Origin of the sequence: Flavobacterium sp. FlaQc-52 (assembly GCF_044007495.1) — a bacterium.
GTDB lineage: Bacteria > Bacteroidota > Bacteroidia > Flavobacteriales > Flavobacteriaceae > Flavobacterium > Flavobacterium cupriresistens.
Window position 1 is genome coordinate 1 of record NZ_JBIPCV010000034.1, and the last position, 968, is coordinate 968.

At 41.1% G+C, this 968-nt stretch carries 2 tRNA genes and 1 rRNA gene; all 3 read right to left on the minus strand.

The window, feature by feature from the left end:
• Positions 1 to 500: ribosomal RNA gene (locus ACHRV5_RS22335) — 23S ribosomal RNA — on the minus strand; the annotation flags it as partial.
• A 146-nt stretch (positions 501 to 646) separates the two neighbouring features.
• A tRNA-Ala gene (locus ACHRV5_RS22340) sits at positions 647 to 720 on the minus strand.
• Positions 721 to 885: 165 nt separating this feature from the next.
• Positions 886 to 959, minus strand: a tRNA-Ile gene (locus ACHRV5_RS22345).
• Between the last annotated feature and the right edge of the window lie 9 nt (positions 960 to 968).

A 968-nucleotide genomic window follows, 5' to 3' on the forward strand; every position in this document is an offset into this window, starting at 1 on the left:
ACCTTTCCCTCACGGTACTGGTTCACTATCGGTCTCTCAGGAGTATTTAGCCTTAGCGGATGGTCCCGCCAAATTCAGACAGGGTTTCACGTGCCCCGCCCTACTCAGGATACCACTATCTATTACACTTGTTACCTATACGAGGCTATCACTCTCTATGGCATAACTTTCCAGTCACTTCTAGTTCCTTGTGCATAAAATGTCGTGGTCCTACAACCCCAATCTTGCCGTAACAACATTGGTTTGGGCTAATCCGCGTTCGCTCGCCACTACTTACGGAATCACTTTTGTTTTCTTCTCCTCCGCCTACTTAGATGTTTCAGTTCAGCGGGTTTGCCCACCTATCGGTGTACTATGTCTTCAACATAGTGGGTTGCCCCATTCAGGTATCTACGGATCAATCGGTGTGTGCCCGTCCCCGTAGCTTTTCGCAGCTTATCACGCCTTTCATCGCCTCTGAGAGCCAAGGCATCCCCCATACGCCCTTATTTTGCTTATTGTACCAATCATAAAATCAATTATGACCGTTTTTTTTGTCTTTTATTATCTGTATTACTACTTATAACAAAAAACGCTTTCTACTTTTTATTATTTCTTATCTCAATATGTCAATGAACTTTTATTTACTACTTTTATAGTAAATCAGTGGAGAATAACGGAGTCGAACCGTTGACCTCCTGCGTGCAAGGCAGGCGCTCTAGCCAGCTGAGCTAATCCCCCATTTTGCAATCTTAGATTGTAGAATTCAGATTTTAGATTTCTTAATTCTTCTCTAATTTCTTTGGTGAATTCCAACTTCTAGAATTTCCTTTTTTTAAGCTTTTCAGTCTTCTTAAGTTATTTTTAATTATAAATTTTTGATTTTTAATTAATTCTCTTAAAAAGTAGTCCCGGGCAGACTCGAACTGCCGACCCCTACATTATCAGTGTAGTACTCTAACCAGCTGAGCTACGAGACTCTGTTTTAC